Source organism: Bartonella florencae (assembly GCF_000312525.1).
In the GTDB taxonomy this organism is placed as follows: domain Bacteria; phylum Pseudomonadota; class Alphaproteobacteria; order Rhizobiales; family Rhizobiaceae; genus Bartonella; species Bartonella florencae.
Genome location: NZ_HE997532.1, coordinates 1 through 239, shown reverse-complemented (window position 1 = coordinate 239; position 239 = coordinate 1). Strand labels below are relative to the sequence as shown.

1 protein-coding gene is annotated in these 239 nt (G+C 59.0%); it reads left to right on the top strand.

The genetic code is table 11. From position 1 onward, the window contains the following. The first annotated feature begins 52 nt into the window (after positions 1-52). On the top strand, positions 53-199 hold the full coding sequence (locus tag BN202_RS09860; RefSeq protein WP_156792136.1) for a hypothetical protein: 147 nt from the start codon (positions 53-55) through the stop codon (positions 197-199). Positions 200-239 lie beyond the last annotated feature (40 nt).

Here is a 239-nt window from a genome sequence, read left to right as displayed (position 1 = left end):
GTCACTCAAGGTGCGTGGTTGGTGATGGGGTGGCTGATGGTTGGGGGGCTTGGTGGGGTGTAGTGTGTGGCTGATGTGTGTGGTTGGTGATGGGACGCTTGTGGGTGTGGTGCTGGTGGCGAGATGCTATGGGGTGGCTGATGTGCGGGGGAGCTGGCGTTTTGCTTCTCTGCTTGCTGGACTGTGTTTTTGGTTGTGATGTGCTCACGCTGTAGGATGTGGGCGTGTGGGATGTGGGG